Source organism: uncultured Roseibium sp. (assembly GCF_963675095.2).
GTDB lineage: Bacteria > Pseudomonadota > Alphaproteobacteria > Rhizobiales > Stappiaceae > Roseibium.
Window position 1 is genome coordinate 110560 of sequence record NZ_CAXXSJ010000055.1, and the last position, 20931, is coordinate 131490.

Sequence of the window (20931 nt, forward strand, 5' to 3'; positions counted from 1 at the left end):
TTTCTAGTTTCCGTGGTCATTCTCTTGGACCGGCCAGTTTTCCGTGTCGTGGTCCGGGTGTTGATTGGAGACGAGCTCCTTGAAAAGTGTTTCGGCCTTGGCCGCTTCCTCCGGTGCACGGGTCGGCAAAGCATCCAACCCCTCGCACCATGGGATGCGGCTTTCCAGTCCGACCTGCAGCACCGGCGCGGCGATCGAAGGATCGTCCAGGGTGCAGATGGCTATCTCGGTTCCGAAGCCCTCGAATTCGTAGGTCAGCGGCGTGCCGCACGACCCGCAAAACCCACGGCGGGCCTTGCTCGAACTCTGGAAGTGTTTCGGGGTTCCGCGCGTGAAGGTGATGCTCTTTGCGGTCACCAGTGGGGCGAAGGCATTGCCGAACGCCTTCTGACACATGCGGCAATGGCAGATGGAGGCACGTCCGAACGCGCCGACCTCGTAGCGCACGGCGCCGCACTGGCAGCCGCCGGTAGCGGATCCCGCGGTCGTCATCGTTGTTCCTCCGGCGGCCAGGTGTCCGTGTCTTCATCCGGGTGCTGATGGCTCACCAAGGTTGCCAGGAACGGCAGCGCGATCTCGTCCTCTTCGGTCCGGGTTCCCCGGAGGCCCGGCAACCGATCCGCATAAGGCAGCTTGCCCTCCAGTCCATACTGAACCGTCGGTACGATCTCTTCGGGATGATCGAAGGCACCGATCGCCAGTCCAAGGCCGTCGGGCGCCTCATAGGTCAAGGGCGTGCCGCAATCCCGGCAAAAGCCCCGACGGACGTGGTTGGAGCTCTGGAAATAGGCGGGTTTGCCCCGGGTCCAGGTGAGTTCCGATCCCTTTTCAAGGCCGACCAACGGCGCATAGAAAGCGCCGAAGGCCTTCTGACACATGCGGCAATGGCAAATGGACGCCGTTCCGAGCTCGCCATCGACCCGAAACCGCATCGCCCCGCACTGGCAACCGCCGGAATGGGAATTCTGACCGGTCATGCTCTGTCCTCCAGACCGCAGGCCTCCATGATTTTCCGGCATACGCCATCAAGGTCTTCAGTGACCTCCGCATTCCAGATTCTCAGGACTTTCCAGCCAAGTTCTACAAGGACACGGTCGCGCGATCGATCTGCAATCAGCTCCCGTTTTTGACCATGCTGAGAGCCATCAAGTTCGATAATCAGCTTATGGCTCGGCGATGCGAAATCGGCGACATAGCCGGCAATCGGCATCTGACGCCGGAAAGAAATGTTCTCAAGCCTATGGCCACGGAGCACGCGCCAGAGTTTCTTCTCCGTCTCGGTCATGTTCCTGCGCAGTGCCTTTGCATTCCCACGCAAGGACTTGGACACGTCCCGATGAGGCAAATTGAATACTCCTCCAATCGGCTCGCTGGATAGGGCCTTCACATCGAAATGAAGCCGTAGATGCCCCGCCAACCCTCGAATGAGAGAAGAGCGTTGCAGCAAACGCCCCTCTCCCCCCTTGAGGGGGAGATGTCGGCGCTGCCGACAGAGGGGGGTGTCGGACCGAAGCCGCAAATGCCGTGCCTGCCGGAAGGCAGTATACCCCCCTCTGTCCGCCAAGGCGGACATCTCCCCCTCAAGGGGGGAGACGGGAGGACGCGGCACCTTTTTGCAATAAAGCGGCGACATTGCCTCAGGCTGGCTAGGCACGACATGCACAGATGAAGGACGCCCGCGATTTCCGATGTCATCTCGAGTGAGAGCATTCCCTCGCCGCACGCACCCCTCTCCCCCCTTGAGGGGGAGATGTCGGCGCCGCCGACAGAGGGGGGTGAACGGCCTAAACCGCAAATACCGTGCCTGCCGGAAGGCAGCATACCCCCCTCTGTCCGCCAAGGCGGACATCTCCCCCTCAAGGGGGGAGACGGGAGCAAGGTGCAGGGTCACCGCTTGACCTCCCAGGTGGTGATGCGCTGGCCGGTTTCGGAGTCTTTTGAATCCTTTAGCAGAATCCCTTCAGATGCCAGTTCATCGCGGACCCGGTCGGCATCCGCCCAGTTTTTCGCCTCGATGAAGGCAAGGCGCTCGGCGACGCGGGCGTCGATGGCGGCATTGTCGAGGTCCACGGCTTCGGCCTTGACCGGCGCGAGACCCAGCAATGCAGCAGATGCGGAATACTCCGCCAACCTTGCGGGATCCTTTTGCGCCTCGGACGCTAGTGCATGCAGAGCCTGAATAGCTGCGACGGTATTCATGTCGTCACCAAGCGCATCGAGGACTTCTGCCGCCGGCTGGGCCGCATCCGTAACAGGGTCCGGCCACTTGGACAGAAGCCGTTCAGCCTCCTCCAGCTTGCGGACGGAGAAATCGATCGGTTCGCGATAGTGGGTCATCATCATGGCGAGGCGCAGAACCTCGCCCGGCCACTTACGGCCGCCGAAGGTCTCCGTGTGCAGGAGATCATGGATGGTGATGAAGTTGCCCTCCGACTTGGACATCTTCTTGCCTTCCACCTGCACGAAGCCGTTGTGGAGCCAGTAGTTGGCCATGCGGTCATTGCCGTGGGCGCAGCAGGACTGGGCGATCTCGTTTTCGTGGTGCGGGAAGATCAGATCGAGCCCGCCGCCGTGGATGTCGAACACCTCGCCCAGATGCGCCTCGCTCATGACCGAGCATTCGATATGCCAGCCGGGCCGTCCACGGCCCCAGGGGCTGTCCCAACCCGGTTCCTCGGCGGAGGACTGCTTCCAGAGCACGAAATCGCCCGGGTTCTTCTTGTGACCTTCGACCGCGATCCGCGCGCCGGCTTTCTGTTCTTCCAGATTGCGCTTCGACAGGCTGCCGTAGGCCGGCATGGAAGCGGTGTCGAACAGCACCTCCCCGTCCGCCTCATAGGCATGGCCCCGGGTGATCAGGGTCTCGATCATTTTGATCATGCCGGGAATATGTTCGGTTGCCCGCGGTTCCACGGTCGGATCGAGGCAGCCCAGCGCCCGGACGTCGGCGTGATACTGACCGGCGGTCTTCTCGGTCACCTGGCGGATCGCGTCGTTGAGGCTCATCCGGCCGGCTTCGATCTCGGAGCCAAAGTCCCGCAGAGCGCGCGCGTTGATCTTGTCGTCGACGTCGGTGATGTTGCGCACATAAGTGACGTGGTCCGCGCCGTAGAGGTAGCGCAGCAGACGAAACAGAACGTCGAAGACAATCACCGGTCGCGCATTGCCGATATGGGCGAAGTCATAGACGGTCGGGCCGCAGACATACATGCGCACGTTTTTCGGATCGATCGGGACGAAGTCCTCTTTCGATCTGGTCAACGTGTTGGTGAGCTTCAGTCCTTTGGCATTGGACATTGCTTCGCTCATGGCAATCGGTCTCCTGGCCGGCTGGCCGGGCGATCCGTCTTAAGGTGCAATTTGCCAAGAGGGAACGGCCACAGCCAGCGGTGTCGCTAGCTGCAAATAATGGTGATCGAAATGATGTTCCGTGCGGCCGTCATCATGGGCGCTGTTATGGCCCGCTTTCCGTCCGCCGGTCAAGGCGCAATTCAACCTGCAGATTTGGCGACCGTTTTACCCTCCTTATGCAGGACCCCGGCGCGCGCCTGAAGGGCCTGGGCAAGCCGACGGCTTTCTTTAGCTGGACTGTCCAGGGAACTGCGCTACGCTTGGGTTGGTCGTGGCGAATCAAGACGAGACTTTTCCCAATGCGCATGACGTTTTTTAACTCGATACTTTGTGCCGGGCTTGTTCTGGCAGCACCGCACTTTTTCAGCCTTGAGCTTGCCGGTTCCGCCCAGGCCCAGTCGGCAGCGCCGGAAGTGGCGGTCACCGCCCCCGAAACCTATCCGGAACCGGATACGCCGCTTGCGGAGGGCATCCGCGACGCCATCATCGAACTGGATAACACCGAGGTTACCGAGTTTTACGCCAAGCGCGGATTTACGACGATCTGGCTGAACAAGAACGGCTTCAACGAGCGCGCCCATCTGACGATCGCCGCCTTTGCTGACGCCAATGCCCATGCGCTCAATCCGGAGAATTACGGTCCGCTGAAATTCATCACCAGAAGCGAGAACGCGCATTCGCTTCAGGACTGGGCCTCCATCGAGCGTGATCTCACCCACCAGTTCCTGCGCTACGCTACGCACATGTCCTCCGGCCGGGTGCAGCCCAATGAAGTCAACAAGGCGCTGAACATCTTCCCGCACCGGCCGAAACCGTTGGTCCTTTTGGAAAATGTGATGGGCGCCAGCGATTACGCCGCGTTCCTGGAAACACTCGCCCCAGACACACCTCAATATGCCCGGCTTCAACTGCGTCTGGCGGAATATCGTCAAAAGGCCGCCGAAGGCGGTTTCGTAGTTGTTCCCGAAGGAGAAGTCCTGAAACCGGGAATGACCGACGGCCGACTTGCCGTCCTGCGCCAACGCCTGATCGAAGAAGACTATCTGAATCCGACCATTCCGACCGGCGACATCTATGAAGGGGCGCTCGTCGACGGGGTCAAGGAATTCCAGTCCTATCACGGTCTGGAAGTCGACGGTGTCATCGGCGCCGATACGTTAGCGGAAATGAATGTGCCGATCGAACAACGGCTGATCCAGATGGAACTCAACATGGAGCGCCGTCGCTGGATGCCGAATGACCTGGGCAAGACCTATGTCTTCGTCAATCTCGCCGACCAGGTTCTGAAGGTGGTCAAGGACGAGAAGACCTGGCTGGCGACCAAGGTCGTGGTCGGCAAGCCCTATCACGCCACCCCGGTCTTTTCCGACAACATGACCTACGTGGAAATAAACCCCTACTGGAACGTACCCTATTCGATCGCAACCAAGGAATATCTGCCGAAGCTGCGCAAGAATCCGAGCGTCCTGTCCTCCCAGAACATTCGTCTCTTCGAAGGCGGGACCGAGGTATCGCCGTCGCAGATCGCCTGGAGTTCCTATTCCCCGGCAAACTTCCCCTTCAAGCTGCGGCAGGATCCGGGCAACAAGAACGCCCTTGGCCGCATCAAGTTCATGTTCCCGAACAAATTCAATATCTACATCCACGACACGCCGGCCAAGGCGCTGTTCAACAGGGCGCAGCGCTCTTTCAGCCATGGCTGCATCCGCGTATCGGAGCCGTTCACGCTCGGCGACACGTTGCTGGCCGATCAGGGTTACGACAAGGCACGCCTGGAGGCTATCCGGGACAGCGGCGAACGCACGATCGTCAAACTGAAGCAGCCGATCCCGGTTCATATCACCTATCTGACGGCGTGGATGAACAAGGACGGGTCGACCCACTTCCGCAAGGATATCTACGATCGCGACGCAATCTTGTTGAAAGCACTGGCGCGCGCGATGACGGAAAACCTTTAATAACGACAAATCAAAGGCTTGCATCTCGTTAAGCTATTTGAACGCTAGCTGAACGCAGCACTCAGCACCCGTTCAATAGCGAACTCCTATGGTTCGGCCGTCTTCCAGGGGTCGGAACCAGTTCAGGAGTATCAAGATGTTCGCCCGTTTGTTCGCGTTTGCCTTTTTGGCCGTTTTGCTGATTGGTCCTTTGGCCGCACTTGCAAGTTTTGCCGGCTACCCTCACACTTCCAATGCTGCAACACAGCAGAAAAGCATCTGCCTGACGACAGGAATCGGCTGCGGCTCGGGCCACATCCTGCTCCCTGCAATCGGGCGCATGTAATCATTCGTAACCGTAAAGCCTGACTTTGCTTGCAGGTTTTCGCATTTTTTGGCATTGTCCGACCCATGGATTACACAGCACTTGAAAACAAAGCGGAAGATGCCGCAGGCTTTCTGAAGATGCTCGCATCCGGCCCTCGGCTGCTGCTGATGTGTCAGATGTGGGACAAGGAATGCAGCGTCGGCGATCTCGCTGAAAAGACGGGCATGCGTATGCCGACCGTCTCGCAGCAGCTCTCATTGCTGCGCGCGCAGGGACTTGTCGAGACCCGCCGCGATGGCACGACCATCTATTACAAGCTGGTGAGCAAGGCCGCCCAGGAAATCATGGGCATCCTCTATACGCATTTCTGCCAGCCGAACCTCCCGGGTGCGGTATCGCATATGCTCGAGGCAGAGCACGCCGATTAAGCAACGCCTCGACAGGATACAAAAACAAAAAGGCTGCCCGACCGGGGCAGCCTTTTTTCATTTCCGCCGCGATATCCCGGCATCATCCTTTCATGTAGTCGCCGCAACGCGGCATCATCCTTTCAGATATTCGCCGCAGCGCGGCGCAGGGGCATCGCCCCACGGCATGATCGGCACGGTCGATGTGGAGTTCTTGGGGCTGCCCTCGATCAGCTTGTCGGAATAGACCAGATAGACCAGGACATTCCGCTTGGCATCGCAACCACGAACGATGCGCATCTTCTTGAAAAGAAACGACCGCCGTTGGCGGAACATCTCCTCCCCCTGCTCGAATTTCTCTTTGAACGCGACAGGCCCGACCTGACGGCAGGCCAGAGAAACGTCGGACACTTCCTCGGCCACGCCAATCCATCCGGAAATGCCCCCCTTCTCGGGAACCGTGAAATGGCAGGCGACCCCGTCGATAATGGGATCATCGATGGCGTAGGTTGCGAGCTTGTGGTCCGGCGTCAGGAACTTCCAGACCGTGGACTTCTTGAAAATGAGATCGGGTTCATCGGCTGCAAAGACCGAGCTTACGCTCAGAATAAATGCAAGAGCCGCTGCCGCTAGAGCGCGTTGCATGGAACAGTCCTTCGGAGACAGTGTCAGATAACCCCGATGTGGGAACGCCTCGGCTTCATGTCCAGTCCGACGGTCTGCGGCGGATTCGGCGGCCGGACCATCCACTCACGCGCCGGCCGGTTCGAGGTTTCGTTCAAGTTTTTTTTTCCCGTTTGCCCCGTCCGTCGCCTTTTCGGCCGCCTCGGCATCGCCCGCGACATCTTCCAGCGAGAGATCGAGAACATCGGGATCGACAACAGCATCGTCGCCGGAGCTGTCTTCATCGGCCATTTCGGGCTGCGCTTGTCCCGTCACACCGCGCAAAGCATCTGCCAGATCCTGATCCCTTTCTGCGGTCCAGATCTGGGGAATATCGAGCCCCTGCGCTTCGTCATAGGCACGGGCGACATTGAACGGCAGGTTGCGCTCATAGTCCGCGTAGGCGCTGAAGGCCGGGTCCATGGCGGCCTTTGCCGCTGTGTATGTGCCCTTCAGCCCCTTGCCTTCCTGAACACTGGAAAAAACCGTGTCGCGCAAAAGGACCAGAAATCCGGCAGTTGCCGAAACGGCCTGATCGATCCGATCCGCACCGACCAGAGCCTTGCCGCGGCCGGGCATCAGCGCGTTGGGCCGGAAAGCCACAATACGATTCAGGGCCCTGGGCCAGTCGGTCAGATGGGCATCGCCGCAATAGGAAGCGACCTGATTGGCGACAAGATCGCCGGCGAACAGCACACCGGCGTCCGGAACCCAGACGACCACGTCGCCCATGGTGTGGCCGCGCCCCAGGTGCATGAGCCGCACGTCCCTGCGTCCAAGGCTGATCGACATGGAGGACGCGAAGCTCATCGTCGGGCGAATTTGGGCCGGCAGCCGCTTCGCGCCGCCGAAGAGCTCCGGCAAGCGGGACAGGGACGTCGCGCGATCCGCCTGCCCGCGTTCGTCGATCATGCGTTTCGTCAGGTCGGAGGTGATGATCTCGCCAGGCTCGAAGGCGGCAGCGCCAAGGCTGGAATCCGCATGATAGTGGGTCAGGACCACATGCTTGACGGGCTTGTCTGTCACTTTCGCGATTTCCGCCAGAACGGCTTCCGAACCGTTCGCCGTTGGCTGGGCATCCACGACCAGAACCGAGTTCTCGCCGACCACGACGCCGGTGTTCGAGCCTCCATCCACGCAAAAGGCATAACAGTCCCTGCCGATTTCCCGGAAGGAAACCTTCTTGTCCAGCTTGCCAGTATCGTTCTTGGCTGCGTCGTTCTTGGCAGTAACGTTCTTGTTCATGGCCGTCTCTCGTTTTTATCTGCGCGGTCGGCGTGTGCCGTCGAGCGAACCAATCCCTGTGCAAAGGCTCCCAATACCTCTGGCCTGAAACACGGTCTCAGGATAACCGACCGATTCGCAAATACTTGCCGTCTAATCATTCCAAAAGCACCGCCTTTTCAACAGATAGATCGCTTTTTACGGACATCCACTAGATATAGAAGAGCTTCTACTGCCAGCACCAACCCGTTTCCTTGCCTCGGTGACCTAATCACTTATGCGGAGCCCTGGCCCCGTATGTGCTTTGCTAACCGGGAACAATGGCAGTATCTGGACAAGCGAAATCGTATTACCAATCATGGTTGACTGCGACCTGACCGGGAAACCGGTCTGTTCGCAGCGCACCCCTTGTCGGCCGATCCCTGCAGAAGCGGGATCAGGCAGGCTACAAACGGTCACGATTGATATACAGACTGAGCCTTGCGTGAGGTTGGATAGGCGGGAAATGGATGACGTAAAGAGATCTTCTCCGGCCACGGGTCAGGAAGCCGAGACGGATGAAGTCCTGGCGCTGGAGGAATTCCTGCCCTATCGCCTGGTGGTCCTGGCCGAGGAAGTCAGCCGTTCCTTTTCGCAGATCTATGCCTCGGAATTCGGCATCGGCGTTCCCGAATGGAGGGTCGTCGCCCTCATAGGGCAATGCCACAAGGTCACGGCCAAGGTCGTCGGCGAACGCAGCACCATGCACAAGACGAAGGTCAGCCGCGCTGTCGCCAATCTGGAGAAATGCGGCCTCGTGACCCGCGCCCCCAATCCGGACGACATGCGCGAGAACTTCCTGACCCTGACGCCGAAGGGCCAGAAAATGTACGCGGACCTGGTTCCCAAGGCGCTTGCCTTTTCCAAGATGCTGATGGACGCCCTGGATCCGCAGCAACGCAAGGCCCTGGAAGAAATCATCGCGCAGTTGACCCGCGCGTCGAGCGCTTTCCGGACCCCTGGCAAATAGAATTTCCTACCGACACAGATGCCAACCCCACCCGCATTAACTTCAATGCAGAGCTTTGGTTGCTATCCTTGCCGTTCCTGCCAATAGTGACGACAGGGAAGGCGCAGGGGTTAGGCGCCTCAAGGGTCTGGGAATAGGTATGACGGTATCTCGACCGGCAGCGTTCGGCTTTTGGGTCAGGGTCTTTGCCCTGGCCGTTGCCTTGACGGCCGGAGTCCCGCCATCGTCCGCATTGGCGGCAAGCTGCAACAGTCTCAAGGCCGAGCTCAACCGCCTGGAAAGGCAGGGCGGAGCCACTCCGGCAGTCGCCAAGTGGCAGGGACAGGCGCGGCTCCAGCAAAAAGCAATCACGGCGGCCGAGCGGGACGCGCGTTACTTTCAATGCGCCACTTTGACCACGGTCCCGAAATGCCGCCAGCTCAACGCGAAAATCGCCAAAATGCAGGCCAATCTCAGAGCTATCGAGAAGCAGGCCGCGCGCGCCGAGCGCAAATCACCCAACAGCGCCAGCCGGATCCGGCAGGTCCGGGCATCGCTGGAACGGCAGAACTGCCTGGCACCGGCACAGGCTTCCTATCCCGGACGGAGCGCAGAAATCACTGCCAGAAGCGGCGGGAACACGTCTGGTGGCAATCTTCTCCAGCGCCTCTTCGGGCGGTCTCAACATGTTGCAGTCAGCGAAAGCGATGGCGACATGGAAGTGCTGACATCGCGCAGACGCCTGGTGTCCTCAAACAGCTCGGACGGCGTTCGTTTTCCGGCCGGCGGCACCTACCGGACCATGTGCGTGCGCACCTGCGACGGCTATTACTTCCCCGTCAGTTTCGCGACCGGCCGCGACCAGTTCGTCAATGATGCGGCCCGCTGCGGCGAGATCTGCCCGGCAGCGGAGACCGAACTGTTCGTGTACCGGAACCCGGGCGAGACCCAGGAAAACATGACCTCGCTGACCGGCATTGCCTACGGGGACCTGGAAAACGCCAACCGGTTCAAGAGCGAATACGTGACCGGCTGCAGTTGCCGCAATCCCGCCCGCCAGGACACCGCCGGCAAGCTGGCCCCAATCAGCCAGAGCGACGGCGACCTGTTCACCGTAAACGGGGCGAAGGTTTCCGTCCTGGTCCGGGGACAGGCGAACGGAATTCGTTCGACGCTGGCCGTCGACGGCAGTGAACCCGGCTCCAACGCCTTCAACCTGTCCCGCGAACCGCTTCAACCGGACCATCTGCCGGCCTATCTGGACCCGGATACCAGGCACAATCTCGAAGAAGGCTTCAATCTTTTAGCGTCGCTCAAAACCACCTTGCCCGGCGACAGGGACAACGGTTCAGCAACATCCCAGGGAAAAAAGCCTCGTGGCCTGCCGGTGCTCGCCACGGAAAAACCCGCGCCGAAGACCGACGTTCCTTCGATCGCGCCGGTCTTTTCGGAAAACACCTCCGCCTCGGCGCAAGCTGAAGCGAACGCTGCCCCCAAGACCCCTGTCAGGGTAGTCGGTCCAGAATATTTTGTCGCCCAATAAGGGGCAGCAGATCCTTCATGTCCGGACCGTGATCAAGACCGGTCAAAACCCGGCGCAGCGGCATGAACAGCCCCCGCCCCTTGCGCCCGGTTTCCGCTTTCAGAGCTTGCGTCCAGGCACCCCAGGTCTCGGCGGTCACATCGCCATCGGGCAGAAGATCGCGGGCCTTTGAGACATAGTCCCGGTCTTCGTCCTCGATCCGGCCTTCCACCGGCCCATCGATGATCTGCCAGTAGAGCTTTGCGTCCTCGACCTTCTCGCAGTTGCCGCGAACCGCCATCCAGAAGGCTTCACCGCCGGTGATGCCGAGCGCCGTCAGACGGTCTGAAGCAGCCGCATAGGGCATGTCGTGGACCAGCCGGGCATTCAGGACGAGAAGTTCTGCCGGATCGAATTTGGCGGCGGACCGGGACACGCTCGCCAGGTCGAATTTTTCCACCAGGGCGTCCATGTCGGGAACCGCCTCGACCGCCTGGCTGGTGCCGGTAAGCACCGCCAGGGACGTCACCGCCATGGGTTCGATACCATCTTCGCGCAAGGAACCGATGGAAAGCGCGCCCTTGCGCTTGGAAAGCCCCTCTCCGTCGACCGTCGTCAGCAGGTTGTGGTGGGCAAAAATCGGCGCCTCGGCACCGAGCGCGCGGAAGATGGCGAACTGGACGGCGGTGTTGGCGACGTGATCCTCGCCACGGATGATATGCGTGACGCCCATGTCGATGTCATCAACGATGGAACACAAGGTGTAGAGATAGGTGCCGTCTTCGCGGATCAGGACCGGGTCCGACATGGACGCAAGGTCGATCGACTGGTCGCCGCGGCACAGATCGTTCCAGGAGATGTCCGTTCTGTGGGTCTGGAAAGGATCGCCGTCATGGTTCGGCAGGAGGAAACGCCAATGGGGTTTGCGCCCCTCGGCTTCCAGTTTCGCCTTTTCCTCATCCGTCAGTTTCAGACCGGCGCGGTCGTAGACCGGCGGCCGGCCGAGTGCGCGGGCGCGCGAGCGGCGGCGTTCCAGCTCGTCCGGCGTTTCATAGCAGGCATAAAGCAGCCCGGCCGCCCTCAGCTTGTCGGCGGCCGCATCGTAGCTGGCGAACCGGTCCGACTGGCGTTCGATCCGGTCGGGGTCGATGCCTAACCAGCGCAGGTCCCGCTCGATGGAGTCTGCATATTCGGCCTTGGAGCGCTCCAGATCAGTATCGTCGAAGCGCAGGATGAAGCTCCCGCCGTTCTTCCTGGCGAAGAGCCAGTTGAAGAGTGCCGGCCGGCTGTTGCCGATATGGATGTGGCCCGTCGGGGACGGGGCGAAGCGTGTGATGACTGTCATGGGTTTCAGGTAGCGGGAGGAATGCGAAGACGCAAGCGGGATATTGCCGTTATCCGGCAGCCTGCATCTCCATGCGTTGGTGTACCCGCCGGGCAATGAAGGTCAGACACCCTGTCATGGCCAGGCAGTAAACCGCCATGCCGACCATCTGGTAGTCGAAGGAAACCTTGAGGTCGATCAACCAGCCGACCAGACCGGGCCCAATGGCCGACGACAGCACCATCAGGGCAAAGACAACGGAACGGACCGCCCCGAGATAGCGCGTTCCATAGACTTCCGGCCAGAGGGCTCCGATAAGTGTGGCCATGAACCCGTTGCTGATCCCCATCAGCCCCATGAACACGAAGGCGGCGTAATTTTCATGGATTAGTCCTAAGACCAGGCAGGCCACGGTCAACGGCAGCAGCATGAACGGTAGCAGCGCGCGGGCCGAGTAGCGGTCGATCAGCGTGCCCAGGATCAACGAGGAAACCACCGCGAACATGGACATGACGGCAAAGGCGCTGGCGAAGAGTTCCAGCGTCCAGCCGCGCAGTTCGACCAGATAGACCTGATGAAACAAAACGGAGGTGACGATGAACGGTGGCGCGAGCACGCCGGCGGACATGATCCAGAATGCCGGATCGCGCAGCACTTCCGCGCGGGTCCAGTGGCGGATCGGTTTGGGCGTCTCCCCTTCGGCCATATTTTGCGGTGTCCTTTCCTTGCGCAGCAAAGTCAGGATGACCGGCAGGGCGACAAGCACCAGAGCGGCCGCGGCCATCAGCCAGGTCATGCGCCAGCCGAAGGCGGCACTCAGAACCACGAAACTGATCGGCAGGGTCGCTTCAGCGGCCGGAAAGCCGAGGCCGGCGATGGAGACCGCCCTGCCCCGCTGCGCATCGAACCAGCGGCCGACGGCGGTCATGGACGTGTTGGACATCATCCCCTGACCGAACAGGCGCAGGCCGTAGATGACGAAGAAGAGCATGATGACGGAAGACACGCCCGCCATGGCGACGCAAAAACCCGCCAGAAGCACCATGACCACGGCGGCCACACGCGGGATCGAGTAGCGGTCCAGGCTGCGTCCGACCCAGGGCAGGCTCATCGCGCTTGCAAGCGTCGCGGCCATGTAGAGCGTCCCGAACTCGCCGTTGGACAGATCGAATTCCTGGCGCACGTGCCCGGCGGACAGGCCGATGAAGAAGGTCTGTCCGAAGCCGGAAAAGGCCGTCATCAGAAACCCGGCCAGCAGCCAGCGCATATTGGCGCGCAGGAATGCAAAGAATGCCACAGCGAAACCCCGCATGCCGCCCCTCCCGCTGGCGCCTCAGGCGGGCGTAATGCAGGTGACGCGTTTGACGTTTTCAGGAGGTTCCGCTGCCTGTGTCAGCTGCGGTCGCGGAACCGGTTGGTAATCGGATAGCGGCGGTCGCGGCCGAAATTGCGGGCCGTGATCTTCACGCCGGGAGGCGCCTGCCGCCGCTTGTACTCGGCAATGTAGAGCAGATGCTCGATCCTATGAATGAGATCGCGGTCGTGGCCCCGCTTTTCGATATCCCGGACCGCCATCTCGTGTTCGACCAGGCAGGACAGGATGTCATCCAGCTGATCATAGGGCGGCAGGGAATCCTGGTCCGTCTGGTTTTCCCGAAGCTCCGCGGAGGGGACCTTGGTGATGATGTTGTTCGGCACCACCTCGCCTTCGGGACCCTTCAGGCAATCGGAACGGTTCTTGTTGCGCCATTCCGCCAGATCGTAGACCTGGGTCTTGTAGAGATCCTTGATCGGATTGTAGCCGCCGTTCATGTCGCCGTAGAGCGTGGCGTAACCGACCGACATTTCCGATTTGTTGCCGGTGGTGACGACCATGTAGCCGAACTTGTTGGAGATCGCCATCAGGATCACACCGCGGGAGCGCGCCTGCAGGTTTTCCTCCGTCGTATCCGGGGAACGCTCGGAAAAGATCGGCGCCAAAACCTTCGTGAAGCCTTCGACCGGGTCGGCGATCGGAATGGTATCGTAGCGGATGCCAAGCGCGGCGGCACAGTCGGCGGCGTCCTTGAGGCTCTCGTCGGAGGTATAGCGGTACGGCATCATGATGGCATGAACCTTGTCGGCGCCCAGCGCATCGACGGCCATGGCCGCGACCACCGCGGAGTCGATCCCGCCGGACAGTCCGAGCATCACACCGGGAAAGCCGTTCTTCAGCACATAGTCGCGCAGACCGACGACACAGGCATTCCAGTTGGCCTCATCCAGATCGGGCAGGACTGTCACCGGACCGCATTCGCAAACCCAGGTTTCGTCGTTCAACACCCAGTCGGTATAGGCGAGACCGGCTTCAAACTGGGGCATCTGGAACGCAAGTGTCCGGTCCGCCTGAAGCCCGAAGGAGCCGCCGTCGAAGACGAGTTCGTCCTGGCCGCCTAACTGGTTGCAGAAGACAAGCGGCAGGCCGCTTTCCACGACCCGAGCGACCGCCACCTGCAACCGTTCCTCAGCCTTGTTCTCCCAATAGGGTGAGCCGTTCGGCACCAGGAGAATTTCGGCGCCGGTTTCAGCCAGGCACTCGCAGACCTCGTCGTTCCAGATGTCCTCGCAGATCGGCACGCCGATGCGGACGCCCCGGAAGTCGACCGGGCCCGGCAGCGGCCCAGCGGCGAACACCCGTTTTTCGTCGAAAACACCGTAATTGGGCAGATCGGTCTTGTAGCGAACCGCCTGAACCTTCCCGCCGTCGATCAGAATGGCCGCATTGTAGAGCTTGCCGTCGAACAGCCAGGGGGCGCCGATGATCATGCCCGGCCCACCGTCAGCCGTCTCTTTGGCCAACGCCTCGACCGCTTCCATGCACCGTTCCACGAAAGCCGGCTTGAGCACCAGATCTTCCGGCGGATAACCGGCAACGACCAGTTCCGGGCACAGCACCAGATGGGCGCCGTTCTGTGCCGCTTCCGACCGGACCTGACGGATCAGATCCGAGTTGCCTGCGATATCTCCAACGACCGGATTGAGCTGTGCAATCCCGAGGCGAAGTTGACCATGAAGGGCAGAAGGTTTCGAAGCGCTTGTCATTCCTCGTGATTAGCGTGACGACGAACGAGTTGCAATCGCCGCGAAAGCTTAAATCAGCGCCATGTCGATTACTGTCGCTGTGTCACTTGCGGGAGGAACGGCGACCGCAGACTGATCGTCCCCCCTGTTGCGGCTGCGCCGGTCCGTGCTCGTCGAATTGAACAGGATACCTTTGTTGCGCCCATAGACAGCCTGCTTGTGCAGGGTGTCGGTGATATGCCGGTAAAGCACGGCCGGCGAGACCGGCTTGGCGATGAAACCATGAATGCCGAGGCTGACCGCCTCGATAACCGTCGATTTATGAGAATGAGCGCTGACGACCACCACAGGTAGGGTGCTCAAAAGCCTGTCCTTCTCGGCCCGCAGGGTGCGGATGAACTCCGAACCGCTCAACGGTTTCATGACCCAGTCGCACAGAATGAAATCCGGGCTGCGGTCCAGAACGACCTCAAGCCCGTCCGCCCCGTCAGATGCCTCAAAAACATGGCGCGCGCCAAACCCGCCCAGAACGGACCTCAGGATGCTGCGCATATGCATATTGTCGTCAATAACAAGAAACGAGACCGCGGACAGGTCCCAATGCATCGTCATTTTTGTAAAAATCCCCTACCTCAAATCCCGCCCGATATATGAGCGCCTTACCTTAAGTAATCATTGCGAAAATTATCGATAATCGGGTTTGCCATTCCCTAAATGAAAAGAGCGGCAAAATGCCGCTCTTTTATCCGTAATTTTTACGAGGCCTTGTCAGCCGTTGACAGCCAGCGGCTCCGCCCGGCGGCCATCCTTTTCCTTCTTGAGATTTTCCGCAATCAGGAAGGCGAGCTCAAGCGCCTGGTCCGCATTCAGACGCGGATCGCAATGGGTGTGGTAGCGGTCGCCAAGCTGATCCGCGGTCAGCGCGTGGGCGCCTCCGGTACACTCGGTCACGTTGCGGCCGGTCATTTCCACATGAACGCCCCCGGCATGGGTGCCTTCTGCCCGGTGCACGGCGAAGAAGGCTTCCACTTCCTTCAGGATCCGATCGAACGGACGGGTCTTGTAGCCGCCGGCGGTGACCGTGTTGCCATGCATCGGATCGCAGGACCAGACCACGACCTTGCCTTCCCGTTCCACGGCGCGAACAAGCTGCGGCAGGTGATCGAAGACCTTGTCAGCCCCGAAGCGCGCGATCAGGGTCAACCGGCCCGGTTCGTTTTCCGGGTTGAGGATATCGATCAGTTCCAGCAGTCCGTCCGGCGACAGCGACGGGCCGCACTTCAGGCCGATCGGGTTCTTGATGCCCCGGAAGAACTCCACATGGGCATGATCGGGCTGGCGGGTCCGGTCACCGATCCACAGCATGTGGCCGGAGGTGGCGTACCAGTCGCCCGAGGTGCTGTCGACACGTGTCAACGCCTGTTCATAGCCCAGAAGCAGGGCCTCATGGCTGGTGAAGAAATCGGTCGAGCGCAGCTGCGGAACACTCGAGGAATCGATCCCGCAGGCGCGCATGAAGGCAAGCGACTCGGTGATCCGGTCGGCCAGTTCCTTGTAGCGGTGTCCCTGGGGGCTGTCGGTGATGAAGCCGAGCATCCACTGGTGCACCTGATCCAGGTTGGCGAACCCGCCCTGGGCAAACGCGCGCAGCAGGTTCAGCGTGGCGGCCGACTGCCGATAAGCCATGCTCAACCGGTTCGGGTCTGGAATCCGGCTTTCCGGGGTGAACGCGATGTCGTTGATGATGTCGCCCCGATAGCTCGGCAGCTCGACATCGCCCTTCTTCTCGATATTGGAAGAGCGCGGCTTCGCGAACTGGCCGGCGATGCGGCCGACCTTCACCACCGGCTGGCTGCCGGCATAGGTCAGCACGACGGCCATCTGCAGGAAGACGCGGAAAAAGTCGCGGATGTGGTCCGGGTGATGCTCGGCGAAGCTCTCCGCGCAGTCCCCCCCTTGAAGCAGGAACCCCTTTCCGGCCGCGACATTGGCAAGCTGGCGCTTCAGATCCCGCGCCTCACCTGCAAAAACCAGCGGCGGATAGGTCGACAGACGGCCTTCAACCTCTGCCAGGGCCTCTTTGTCGGGATAATCCGGCACCTGAACGATCGGCTTCGATCTCCAGCTGTCCGGTGTCCACTTCTCCGCCATTGTTTCAACTCCTGCACTCGGGCCGGACGCACCCAAAATCTTTTTGATTTGTTCTGCCCGGAATAATTCAGTTGATCAGTCGCGCTGCACCTCATGAGCAAACGTGCGCGGGTTATACACGGGTCTTTTCTCCAAGACCACAGGTAGTAGAGTGAATTTGCCAGCCAACGCCAGCAAGACAAGCAAGGATACCGCAGATGAGCCTTGAACACAGCCATACGCCGGATGACATAGCCGACCGGCTGCACGACGGGCCGACGATCAGCTATCTGCGGGACTGGGTCTATGGCGGGATCGATGGCGCGGTGACGACATTTGCCGTCGTTGCCGGTGCGGTCGGCGCAAACCTGTCGACCCCGATCATCCTGATCCTCGGGCTGGCCAATCTTCTTGCCGACGGGTTTTCCATGGCGGCCGCGAACTACTCGGGCACCAAGACGGAAGAAGACGACTACCGGCGCCTCAAGCTGGTGGAAGAAAAGCATATCCACCTGGAGCCGGAGGGAGAACGGGAGGAAATCCGCCAGATCTACAAGGCCAAGGGCTATCACGGCGCGGAACTGGAAACCCTGGTCGGTATCATCACGTCGCGGCGCCAGACCTGGATCGAGACCATGATGCAGGAAGAATACGGCCTGTCCGCCGCCCAGCGCTCTCCCTTTAAGGCAGCCCTGACGACCTTTGCCGCCTTCGTGGTTTGCGGCAGCCTGCCGTTGGTCCCGTTCGTTTTCGGCCTTCCCGCCTCCGCCGAGATAACGACCTTTCTGACGGCAACCGCGTTTTTCGGCATCGGTTCGATCAAGTCCCGCTGGTCGACCCAGCACTGGTTCTGGTCCGGGCTGGAAACCACAGTGATCGGAATGGCAGCGGCCGCGATCGCCTGGATTGTCGGCTACCTGCTGCAGGGGCTGATGGGCTAGAGCGGGGAACTTGGCAGGATCCGTCAACAAACGGACTTGACCGGACTTGGCCGTAAAGTCGAAGCTCTCGAAATGATCGAGCCTCAATTCACTCTCGGCATCGAAGAGGAATATCTTCTTGTCGACCGCACGACCCGCGATCTCGCCAGCGCTCCGCCTCCGGAACTTTTCTCCGATTGCGAGGCCGCGCTGGAAGGCCGGGTCAGTCCCGAGTTCCTCAAATGCCAGATCGAAGTCGGCACCCCGGTCTGTACCTCGCTGGACGACGCCCGGCAGGAACTAAGGTTCCTCAGACGGACCATAGCGGAGAAAGCCCTGCCCTACGGATTGGCACCGATCGCCGCCTCCACGCACCCGTTCGCGGAATGGATGCGCCAGCCGCATACGGACAAGGAACGCTACAACGATATCGCCAAGGCGATGCAGGTCGTCGCCGACCGGCTGCTGATCTGCGGCATGCATGTCCATATCGGCATCGAGGACGAGGAGCTGCGGATCGACCTGTTCAACCAGCTCGCCTATTTCCTGCCCCATCTTCTGGCGCTGAGCACGTCGTCGCCGTTCTGGCGAGGGCGCAACACCGGGTTGAAATCCTACCGGATGGCGGTTTTCAACGAACTGCCGCGAACCGGGCTGCCGGAATCCTTCGAGAGCTATTCCGACTACCAGCGTACCATCAATGTTCTGATCAAGGCCGGCGTGATCGAGGACGGTACCAAGATCTGGTGGGACTTGCGTCCGTCCGCCCGCTTTCCCACGCTGGAAATGCGGATCACCGACCTGTGCACGAGGCTGGAAGACGCGATCGCCATCGCCGCCCTGTTCCGCTGTCTCTGCCGCATGCTTTACCGCCTCCGGCTGTCCAACATGCGCTGGCGGACGTATTCCCGGTTTCTCATTGCCGAAAACCGGTGGCTGGCCGAACGTCACGGCACCGGGGCAAACCTTATCGACTACGGCCGCGGCTCGCTGATGCCCTATTGCGATCTGATCGAGGAAATGATCGACCTCGTTCAGGAAGACATTGCCTTCTTCGGCTGCGAAGCGGAAATCGGCCGGATCCGCAAGATCGTCGCGGAAGGCACCTCCGCCGACCGTCAGATCAGCCTGTATGAGACATCGGTCGCCAACGGCACATCCACGGATGAGGCGTTGAAAGCAGTTGTCGATCAGCTGATCGCGGAAACGGTGGAGGATTGCTGAGCGTCAGGCCGGCGCCAGATAGCGGACCTTCTGACCCGCGAGGTGATCGTCGATCATTTCCGCCATGGCCGCTTCCATGCGGATCGCACGGGGATAAATCGGCGCGTCCCGGTCCGCCAGGATCGGCACATGCCAGCCCCTGGTCGTCTCCAGGAAGTGGAGGATCCCCTCCTCTCCCCAGAACGCATGGAAGCCGGTCAGCACGCAGTCCAGATAACTTTGCAGGATGGGGTGATCCTCATCGCCCCAATCGCTGTGTTCCGGTTTCGAGCGAAACAGGAACATGCTGTCCGGCCCCGGCAGGTTTTCCGGGTCGCAACGAAACGCCCCTCCGACCCCGTCGATGCGGTCATACTTCCATTCCCGCTGTTCCAGCTTTGCCAGGCCGCCCTTCGGCTCAGTCGCGAGCACACCCCGAATGCGCACGTCTTCTTCCGGAGCGACGCTCAGGGAGCAGACGCCCCGGCCGGTCTGGTTAGAGCCCCGGATCCGCCATTCGCGCACCCAGCCGTCCATCCGCCCAGGCGTTACCTGGGCAGTTTCGGGCAAAGTCGCAGAATTGACGAGGGAGCCGTAGCCGAAATAACTAATGGTCATAGTCTGGATGTAGGGATGAAGCCCTGTTTCGTAAAGACGTCATCATGATCGGGAGCGGGAAATTTCAAATGAGCAACGGCCTCAACGAACAGGACATCTCTCTTCTGCGCCGCGATACGCCTGGCTGCGAAAACGTCATACATTTCAATAACGCCGGGACAGGTCTCGCTCCAAAACCCGTCCTCGACGCTGTCAAGGATCATCTCGACCTGGAAGCCAGGATCGGCGGTTACGAGGCGGCTGCGAAGCAAGCCGAAGCAGCCGACGCGTTTTACGCCAACATGGCGGCCCTCCTGAACGCGGACAGTTCAGAAATCGCCTTCATCGAGAACGCCACCCGCGCCTGGGACATGGCCTTTTATGGCATCGATTTCCGGCCCGGAGACCGAGTGATCACCGGCCGGTCGGAATATGTTTCGAATTTCGTTGCGCTTTTGCAGATGAAGCGAAAAGCCGGGATCGAGATCGACCTGATCGAGGACGACGAAAACGGCCAGATCGACCTCAAGGCGCTGGAAGCCGCCATCACGCCGAAAACACGTTTGATCGCGCTGACCCACATCTCCACATTCGGCGGGTTGATCAATCCGGCTGCGGAAGTCGGCCGAATCGCGAATAAGTACAAGCTTCTCTACCTGCTTGATGCCTGCCAGTCCGCCGGTCAGGTGCCGCTGGACGTGCGCGAGATCGGCTGCCACCTTTTATCGGGAACCGGGCGGAAATACCTGCGCGGCCCCCGTGGAACTGGCTTCCTCTATGTCAGCGACACCGTCCTCGACCAGATCGAGCCGCCTTTCGTGGATCTGGAGGCGACGACCTGGACCGGGCCGGACAGCTATGTGCTGAAACCGAATGCCCGGCGTTTCGAAAACTGGGAACGTTACGTTGCTGGACAGATCGGCCTTGGCGTGGCCGCAGGCTATGCGCTTCGTTTCGGAATGGACGGCCTTTCCAGGCGCATCATCGAGCTCGGCGCGTTGCTCCGCAGCGAATTGTCCGGATGTGACGGCATCGGCCTTCACGACAAGGGGCTGCGCAAGGGCGGCATCGTCACCTTCATCAAGGATGGGGAAGACCCGGCGATGACGAAGGCCCGGCTTGCCGGGCAGCAGATCAACGTCTCCGTCTCAAAAGCCACATCGGCCCAGATCGACCTGCCCGCGCGCGGACTTAATTCCCTGGTGCGGGCATCGGTTCATGCCTTTAACACGGAGGCTGAGATCGAGGCTCTCGTGAAGGCGGTCCAAGGCGCCTGA

At 60.6% G+C, this 20931-nt stretch carries 20 protein-coding genes; 8 read left to right on the top strand and 12 right to left on the bottom strand.

The genetic code is table 11. The features are described from left to right. Positions 1 to 3: 3 nt before the first annotated feature. The 4 genes from ABIN98_RS20575 to cysS form a co-directional block, all read right to left on the bottom strand. Complete coding sequence (locus ABIN98_RS20575; RefSeq protein WP_346912624.1) at positions 4 to 492, bottom strand: GFA family protein; 489 nt, start codon at positions 490 to 492, stop codon at positions 4 to 6. Further along, complete coding sequence (locus ABIN98_RS20580; protein WP_346912626.1) at positions 489 to 977, bottom strand: GFA family protein; 489 nt, start codon at positions 975 to 977, stop codon at positions 489 to 491. Before ABIN98_RS20580 ends, ABIN98_RS20575 begins: the two co-directional genes overlap by 4 nt. Continuing rightward, positions 974 to 1387 (bottom strand): DUF559 domain-containing protein, encoded by a 414-nt coding sequence (locus tag ABIN98_RS20585; RefSeq protein WP_346912906.1) that lies wholly within the window; start codon positions 1385 to 1387, stop codon positions 974 to 976. Before ABIN98_RS20585 ends, ABIN98_RS20580 begins: the two co-directional genes overlap by 4 nt. Positions 1388 to 1887: 500 nt before the next feature. Further along, entirely contained in the window at positions 1888 to 3297 is a 1410-nt protein-coding gene (cysS, locus tag ABIN98_RS20590; RefSeq protein WP_394701581.1) for a cysteine--tRNA ligase, read from the bottom strand. 353 nt (positions 3298 to 3650) lie between these two features. Between cysS and ABIN98_RS20595 the strand changes: the two genes are divergently transcribed. The 3 genes from ABIN98_RS20595 to ABIN98_RS20605 all read left to right on the top strand — a co-directional run bounded on the left by ABIN98_RS20595 (position 3651) and on the right by ABIN98_RS20605 (position 6044). Continuing rightward, complete coding sequence (locus ABIN98_RS20595; RefSeq protein ID WP_346912630.1) at positions 3651 to 5309, top strand: L,D-transpeptidase family protein; 1659 nt, start codon at positions 3651 to 3653, stop codon at positions 5307 to 5309. Between the two features lie 136 nt (positions 5310 to 5445). Next, positions 5446 to 5634, top strand: a complete 189-nt coding sequence (locus ABIN98_RS20600; RefSeq protein ID WP_346912632.1) for a sugar transporter — start codon at positions 5446 to 5448, stop codon at positions 5632 to 5634. Positions 5635 to 5699: 65 nt separating this feature from the next. Next, entirely contained in the window at positions 5700 to 6044 is a 345-nt protein-coding gene (locus tag ABIN98_RS20605; protein ID WP_346912634.1) for a metalloregulator ArsR/SmtB family transcription factor, read from the top strand. Positions 6045 to 6158: 114 nt separating this feature from the next. On the opposite strand, the gene ABIN98_RS20610 is transcribed toward ABIN98_RS20605, so the two are convergent. Beyond that, positions 6159 to 6668 carry a CreA family protein gene (locus ABIN98_RS20610; RefSeq protein WP_346912636.1) on the bottom strand — a complete coding sequence of 170 codons (510 nt, stop codon included), beginning with the start codon at positions 6666 to 6668 and terminating at the stop codon, positions 6159 to 6161. Between the two features lie 105 nt (positions 6669 to 6773). Continuing rightward, complete coding sequence (locus ABIN98_RS20615; protein WP_346912638.1) at positions 6774 to 7931, bottom strand: MBL fold metallo-hydrolase; 1158 nt, start codon at positions 7929 to 7931, stop codon at positions 6774 to 6776. Positions 7932 to 8415: 484 nt separating this feature from the next. Between ABIN98_RS20615 and ABIN98_RS20620 the strand changes: the two genes are divergently transcribed. Both ABIN98_RS20620 and ABIN98_RS20625 read left to right on the top strand, forming a co-directional pair. Then, on the top strand, positions 8416 to 8919 hold the full coding sequence (locus ABIN98_RS20620; RefSeq protein ID WP_346912640.1) for a MarR family winged helix-turn-helix transcriptional regulator: 504 nt from the start codon (positions 8416 to 8418) through the stop codon (positions 8917 to 8919). A gap of 139 nt (positions 8920 to 9058) precedes the next feature. Continuing rightward, complete coding sequence (locus tag ABIN98_RS20625; protein WP_346912642.1) at positions 9059 to 10441, top strand: DUF2865 domain-containing protein; 1383 nt, start codon at positions 9059 to 9061, stop codon at positions 10439 to 10441. On the opposite strand, the gene gltX is transcribed toward ABIN98_RS20625, so the two are convergent. The 5 genes from gltX to ABIN98_RS20650 form a co-directional block, all read right to left on the bottom strand. After that, positions 10404 to 11765: a glutamate--tRNA ligase gene (gltX, locus tag ABIN98_RS20630; protein WP_346912644.1), complete on the bottom strand. Its 1362-nt coding sequence runs from the start codon at positions 11763 to 11765 to the stop codon at positions 10404 to 10406. The two genes, ABIN98_RS20625 and gltX, sit on opposite strands and share 38 nt — an antisense overlap. A 49-nt stretch (positions 11766 to 11814) precedes the next feature. Next, a complete protein-coding gene (locus ABIN98_RS20635; RefSeq protein ID WP_346912646.1) occupies positions 11815 to 13056 on the bottom strand; it encodes an MFS transporter in 1242 nt (413 codons plus the stop codon). An 80-nt stretch (positions 13057 to 13136) separates the two neighbouring features. Beyond that, positions 13137 to 14825 carry an NAD+ synthase gene (locus tag ABIN98_RS20640; RefSeq protein ID WP_346912648.1) on the bottom strand — a complete coding sequence of 563 codons (1689 nt, stop codon included), beginning with the start codon at positions 14823 to 14825 and terminating at the stop codon, positions 13137 to 13139. A 48-nt stretch (positions 14826 to 14873) separates the two neighbouring features. Beyond that, positions 14874 to 15416: a response regulator gene (locus tag ABIN98_RS20645; protein ID WP_346912650.1), complete on the bottom strand. Its 543-nt coding sequence runs from the start codon at positions 15414 to 15416 to the stop codon at positions 14874 to 14876. A 156-nt stretch (positions 15417 to 15572) separates the two neighbouring features. Then, on the bottom strand, positions 15573 to 16955 hold the full coding sequence (locus ABIN98_RS20650; protein ID WP_346912652.1) for a class II 3-deoxy-7-phosphoheptulonate synthase: 1383 nt from the start codon (positions 16953 to 16955) through the stop codon (positions 15573 to 15575). Positions 16956 to 17152: 197 nt separating this feature from the next. On the opposite strand from ABIN98_RS20650, the gene ABIN98_RS20655 reads away from it, so the two are divergent. Both ABIN98_RS20655 and ABIN98_RS20660 read left to right on the top strand, forming a co-directional pair. Further along, positions 17153 to 17875, top strand: a complete 723-nt coding sequence (locus ABIN98_RS20655; RefSeq protein WP_346912654.1) for a VIT1/CCC1 transporter family protein — start codon at positions 17153 to 17155, stop codon at positions 17873 to 17875. Positions 17876 to 17947: 72 nt separating this feature from the next. Then, positions 17948 to 19078 (top strand): carboxylate-amine ligase, encoded by a 1131-nt coding sequence (locus tag ABIN98_RS20660; protein WP_346912656.1) that lies wholly within the window; start codon positions 17948 to 17950, stop codon positions 19076 to 19078. 3 nt (positions 19079 to 19081) lie between these two features. Here the strand turns inward: ABIN98_RS20660 and ABIN98_RS20665 are convergent, their stop codons facing one another. After that, positions 19082 to 19675, bottom strand: coding sequence for a gamma-glutamylcyclotransferase family protein (locus tag ABIN98_RS20665; RefSeq protein ID WP_346912658.1), 594 nt, complete (start codon positions 19673 to 19675; stop codon positions 19082 to 19084). Positions 19676 to 19743: 68 nt separating this feature from the next. On the opposite strand from ABIN98_RS20665, the gene ABIN98_RS20670 reads away from it, so the two are divergent. Next, positions 19744 to 20931 (top strand): aminotransferase class V-fold PLP-dependent enzyme, encoded by a 1188-nt coding sequence (locus ABIN98_RS20670; protein WP_346912660.1) that lies wholly within the window; start codon positions 19744 to 19746, stop codon positions 20929 to 20931.